General features: G+C 64.8%; 4 protein-coding genes and 1 riboswitch. Of the genes, 1 reads left to right on the plus strand and 3 read right to left on the minus strand.

The window, feature by feature from the left end:
• Positions 1-45: 45 nt before the first annotated feature.
• On the minus strand, positions 46-2,916 hold the full coding sequence (gene gcvP / locus ACTHLF_RS01955; RefSeq protein WP_440324369.1) for an aminomethyl-transferring glycine dehydrogenase: 2,871 nt from the start codon (positions 2,914-2,916) through the stop codon (positions 46-48).
• Between the two features lie 41 nt (positions 2,917-2,957).
• Positions 2,958-3,051, minus strand: a riboswitch (glycine riboswitch).
• A gap of 166 nt (positions 3,052-3,217) precedes the next feature.
• Positions 3,218-3,949 carry an SDR family oxidoreductase gene (locus tag ACTHLF_RS01960; RefSeq protein ID WP_440324371.1) on the minus strand — a complete coding sequence of 244 codons (732 nt, stop codon included), beginning with the start codon at positions 3,947-3,949 and terminating at the stop codon, positions 3,218-3,220.
• An 86-nt stretch (positions 3,950-4,035) separates the two neighbouring features.
• Here ACTHLF_RS01960 and ACTHLF_RS01965 point away from each other — a divergent pair, with 86 nt between their 5' ends.
• Complete coding sequence (locus ACTHLF_RS01965) at positions 4,036-4,680, plus strand: TetR/AcrR family transcriptional regulator (RefSeq protein ID WP_440324373.1); 645 nt, start codon at positions 4,036-4,038, stop codon at positions 4,678-4,680.
• On the opposite strand, the gene ACTHLF_RS01970 is transcribed toward ACTHLF_RS01965, so the two are convergent.
• Positions 4,677-5,305, minus strand: a 629-nt coding sequence (locus ACTHLF_RS01970; protein ID WP_440324374.1) for a type II toxin-antitoxin system HigB family toxin, incomplete at its 5' end; no start/stop codon positions are given. The genes ACTHLF_RS01965 and ACTHLF_RS01970 overlap by 4 nt on opposite strands.

The raw sequence follows: 5,305 nt of genomic DNA on the forward strand, positions 1-5,305 counted from the left end.
GGCGACCCCATCGCGCGCGAGCGCGCTCCCACAGGTACCGGAGTCTTAGACCTCGGCGTCTTCCTTATAGGCATCGACCGGGATGCAGGCGCACATCACGTTCTTGTCGCCGTAGACGTTGTCGACGCGCGACACCGGCGGCCAGTACTTGCTCAGCTTCAGCGAAGGCAGCGGGAAGGCAGCCAGTTCGCGCGGGTAGGCGTGGGTCCACTCGGTGCCCGTCACCATGGTCGCGGTGTGCGGGGCGTTGCGCAGCGGGTTGTCCTCGCGGTCCAGGCGGCCATCTTCCACGGCACGGATTTCGTCGCGGATCTGGATCATGGCGTCGATGAAGCGATCGAGCTCGTGCTGCGATTCGCTTTCGGTCGGCTCGACCATCAGCGTGCCAGCCACCGGGAACGACAGCGTCGGGGCGTGGAAGCCGAAGTCGATGAGGCGCTTGGCCACGTCTTCGGCGCCGATGCCCGTGGCGTCCTTCAGCGGGCGCAGGTCGAGGATGCACTCATGCGCCACCAGGCCGTTACGGCCGGTGTACAGGGTCTTGTAGTGCGGGGCGAGGCGCTTGGCGATGTAGTTGGCATTGAGCAGGGCCACCTGGGTCGCCTTGCGCAGGCCTTCCGTACCCATCAGCGTGATGTACATCCACGAGATCGGGAGGATCGATGCCGAGCCGAAGGTCGCGGCGCTGACCATGCCGACATCACCCTCGCCACCGAAGGCGCGCGGGAGGAACGGCGCCAGGTGCGACTTGACCGCGCACGGGCCGACGCCCGGGCCGCCACCGCCGTGCGGGATGCAGAAGGTCTTGTGCAGGTTGAGGTGCGAAACGTCCGAACCCCACTTGCCCGGCTTGGCCACGCCGACGAGGGCGTTCATGTTGGCGCCGTCGGTGTACACCTGGCCGCCGTGCTTGTGCACGATGTCGCAGATGGCAACCACGTCTTCCTCGAACACGCCGTGCGTGGACGGGTAGGTGATCATGATCGCGGCGAGGCGGTCGGAGTACTTCTCGGCCATCTCGCGGATGTGCTCGACATCGACGTTGCCATTGGCATCGCAACGGGTGACGACGACGGTCATGCCGCACATCTGCGCCGAGGCCGGGTTCGTGCCGTGGGCCGATTCCGGGATCAGGCAGATATCGCGATGGCCTTCGTTGCGCGAGCGGTGGTAGGCGCGGATGGCGAGGAGGCCGGCGTATTCACCCTGTGCGCCGGAGTTCGGCTGCAGGCTGACCGAGTCATAGCCGGTGCATTCGACCAGCATGGCTTCGAGTTCGTCGATCAGCTGCTTGTAACCCTGGGCCTGGTCGGCCGGGGCCAGCGGATGGATGTTGGCGAACTCCGGCCACGTCACCGGGATCATCTCCGCGGTGGCGTTGAGCTTCATGGTGCACGAGCCCAGCGGGATCATGGTGCGGTCGAGCGCGAGATCCTTGTCGGCCAGGCCACGCAGGTAGCGGAGCAGCTCGTGCTCGCTGTGGTGCGTGTTGAAGACCGGGTGCTGCAGGAAGTCGAGGCCGCGCAGCTGGGCGGCCGGCAGCGCGTCCGCGGTAGCCGCGTCCAGCGCGTCGATATCGCTGGCGTCGGCGCCGAAGACGGCGGCGAGCGCAGCCACGTCGGCGCGGGTGGTGGATTCATCGAGGCTGATGCCGACCGACGAGGCGTCGATGGCACGCAGGTTGATCTTCGCGGCGGCGGCCTTCGTGTGCAGGGCCTTCGCGTCGACGCCGGTGATGTGCAGCGTATCGAAATAGTCGCCACCGACCTGGACGCCGGCCTTGGCCAGCGCGCCGGCGAGGATCGCGGTCAGGCGATGCACGCGGCGGGCGATGCGCACCAGGCCTTCCGGACCGTGGTACACGGCGTACATGCTCGCCATCACAGCCAGCAGCACCTGCGCGGTGCAGATGTTCGAGGTGGCCTTCTCGCGGCGGATGTGCTGCTCGCGGGTCTGCAGGGTGAGGCGGTAAGCCGGCTTGCCTTCGGTATCGACCGACACGCCGATCAGGCGGCCCGGCATCGAACGCTTGTAAGCATCGCGGCAGGCGAGGTAGGCGGCGTGCGGGCCACCAAAGCCGAACGGCACGCCAAAGCGCTGCGTGTTGCCCACGACGATGTCCGCACCCCAGCTACCGGGCGAGGCGATGACGGTGAGCGCCAGCAGGTCGGTCGCGACGCAGACGATGCCGCCGCGGGCATGGGTCGCGTCGGCGAGCGCCTTGTAATCGTTGATCCGGCCGAACGTGTTCGGGTACTGCAGGAGCACGCCGAAGCTGTCGACGTTGCCGGCATCGGCGTCGTCACCCACGTGCACTTCGATATCCACGCCGTCGGCGCGGGTGCGCAGCACTTCGATCGTCTGCGGGTGGACGTCCTTCGAGACGAAGAAGACCTTCGACTTCGACTTGGCCGAACGCTTGGCCAGCGTCATCGCCTCGGCGGCCGCGGTGGCCTCATCCAGGAGCGACGCGTTGGAGATATCCATGCCGGTCAGGTCGGTGACCATGGTCTGGAAGTTGATCAGCGCCTCCATGCGGCCCTGCGAGATCTCCGCCTGGTACGGCGTGTAAGCCGTGTACCACGCCGGGTTCTCGAGCACGTTGCGCAGGATGACGTTAGGGGTCAGGGTGCCGTAGTAGCCCTGGCCGATGAAACTTTTGAAGACCTGGTTGCGGTCGGCCACCTTGCGGATCTTGGCCAGCGCATCTTCCTCGGTCACCGCGCGGGGCAGGGCAAGCGGGGCGGGCGACTTGATCGAGCCGGGCACGATGGCATCGGTCAGGGCATCGAGCGAGCCGTGGCCGACAACGGAAAGCATCTCGGCGATCTCGGCATCGTTCGGGCCGATGTGGCGCTCGATGAACGCGCCGTGGTTCTCGAGATCACGCAGCGAGGGGGTGTTTTTCTGGCTCATGGCGTAGGGGCGTCCGGAAATTCGTGCCGTGCCGGCACGTGGGGCGCCCCTCTGTCCTTTTGCCTGAGAGTTTGGGGGTGGGTACCCCTTGCACCTTCGGCGCCGGATCGAACCGGTCTCTCCAGAGTGATGTGCCGCGCGGTGGTATGGGAGCCTGAGCGATTACGGGCGTTGCGCCTTCGGCAGCGGGTCCATCCGCTTCTCCCACCGTACGGTAAGGCGGGGATTATACAGCCATCCCGCCGGGTGGGAGCGCCCCGGGAACGCCGGCCATACCGGCGCTCCCGGGCGCTTCAGCCGATCACCACGGCGCCGGGCCTTCCTTGCCGGTGAACGACCCGGTCGGGGCGGGATCGGCCGTCGTGGCCAGCCGGACGATTTCCTCCGCGCCTTCCTCGACCGTCTGCGGGCCGCTGTTCCCGTTGAGGTCGGTGGCCGTATAGCCCGGGCAGACGACGTGGACGGTGATCCCGGTGTCCTTCAGCTCATCGGCCAGGATGACGCTGGACATGTTCAGCGCCGCCTTGGAGGCGTTGTAGCCGACCAGCTTGACCGCGGCATATTCCCAGGCCGGGTCGGCGTTGTAGGTGAGGGAGCCCAGCCGGCTCGAGACATTGAGGATGCGGCCATCGCCCGATTTCTTTACCAGGGGCAACAGCGCCTGGGTGGCCGCCAGCGTGCCGAAGTAGTTCGTGTCGAAGATGCGGCGGACCGTTTCCAGGTTGGCGTGGCTGACGTTGCCATCGCCTTCCAGCGCGACACCGGCGTTAGTGATGAGGACATCGATGTGGCCTTCGTGGGCCTCGATGTCGGCCGCCGCACGAGCCAGCGAGGCCGCGTCCTCGAGGTCCACGAGGACGAAACGCACGTCCAGCCCCTCGGCGCGGAGCGTGTCCGTCGCTGCCTGCCCGCGGCTGGCGTCTCGTGCGCCCAGGAGAACGTGGTGACCCGCCTTGCCGAGCTGGCGGGCGACTTCAAAGCCGATGCCCTTGTTGGCACCGGTAACCAGGGTGATGCGGTTGAGCTGCGACATGCACAGGTTCCTCGTTGAATAAGTGATGGGTATCCCCATCCCTTGAACTGGGAACTCAAACCAGACATTTACATTCGCATATGCCCGTGACCCCATCCGACGCCCTGAAGCCCCGGAAAACGCCCCGGCAGGCGCGCTCCGCCGCCACCGTGGACGCGATTTTCGAGGCAACGATTCAGGTTTTGCTGACCGATGGGTACGCGGGGCTGACAACGACTCGTGTGGCTGCAAGGGCTGGGGTCTCCGTTGGCACGATGTATCAGTATTTCCCCCATAAGGAGGCGCTGCTTTACGCGGTTCTTGAGGACTACCTTGAGGATGTGGTTGTGGCGATGGAGGAGGCGGACCAGCGGTACCGCGGAGGTCCGCTGGTCGAGATGGCCGATGGCCTAAGCCGCGCTTACCTCGATGCGAAGATGAAGCGCATGCCTGGGTCGCGGGCGTTGTATGTGGTCGCTTCGGAGCTGGATACGGGCCGCCTTATCGATGACATTGTCCGGCGGGCTGATGAGGTGATTGTCAGGATGCTTTCGAGTGCTTCCGATGCGCGATTCGCTAGCGTGGATAAGGTGAGCTATGCGCTGCGGACCATGCTGGTGGGCACTGTGCGAGCGGTGCTGGAGAATGATGCTTCGCCTGAAGCGGTAGCGATGCTTCATTCTGAGTTGCCGGTGATGTGCCGCACTTACCTGGTTGCGTCGTCGACATCGCATTGCCCCGTCATCGACTAGTCGATCGATGATTGGCTGCGCGGGTGGTACACCTTTTCGTAAGCCCGCACAGCACTGAGTATCAGGCCGAGAAGCGGGTTCTGCGGATGCGAGCCCTCGGCCGCACCCCATTTGCCCAACTGGGTAATGACAGCGAGCGCCCGGTCGTAATCGGTCTCGGAACGCAGGGCGTGAACAGTAGTCGGATGTTCAAAGGGGCCCCAGCCGAGATAGGCGTTCTCGCGTGTGCTCAAGTTACGCATCCATTGCCTCCGATCGTATTGCGCATGGGTAAGAATGGTTTCGACATGACACGACTGGTTTACGATATCGACGGTCGTAATCAGACGGTAGGTGTTTCCGCGAATATCGAAAATGGTCCAGGGTCCAACCACGTCGGCGCTGCCGAACGTGCGGCGAATATCCGCGAAGTTCCGAAAGTCACCGGCTAGTAGGTTGCTCTCCCATGCTGCGAGAGCTCGCCTGGCATCCGGGTGTTTCTTCTCAAACTCGCTTAGTGTGCGGGCGCCGGATATAAGCACGTGGGGGCCAAGGATGCTGTTCTGGCTGACAGTATCCTCGCGACGGTTGAGTCCGCTTATAGGTATGTGCCGCTCTCCGCTGTCAGTCTTTTCCTTTGAGCCTG

Source organism: Luteibacter sp. (assembly GCF_051958795.1).
In the GTDB taxonomy this organism is placed as follows: Bacteria; Pseudomonadota; Gammaproteobacteria; order Xanthomonadales; family Rhodanobacteraceae; genus Luteibacter.

Bases quoted from the DNA above. Each gene is read 5' to 3' on its own strand.
- gcvP (WP_440324369.1), bottom strand. From the start codon at position 2,916: ATGAGCCAGAAAAACACCCCCTCGCTGCGTGATCTCGAGAACCACGGC.
- ACTHLF_RS01960 (WP_440324371.1), bottom strand. From the start codon at position 3,949: ATGTCGCAGCTCAACCGCATCACCCTGGTTACCGGTGCCAACAAGGGC.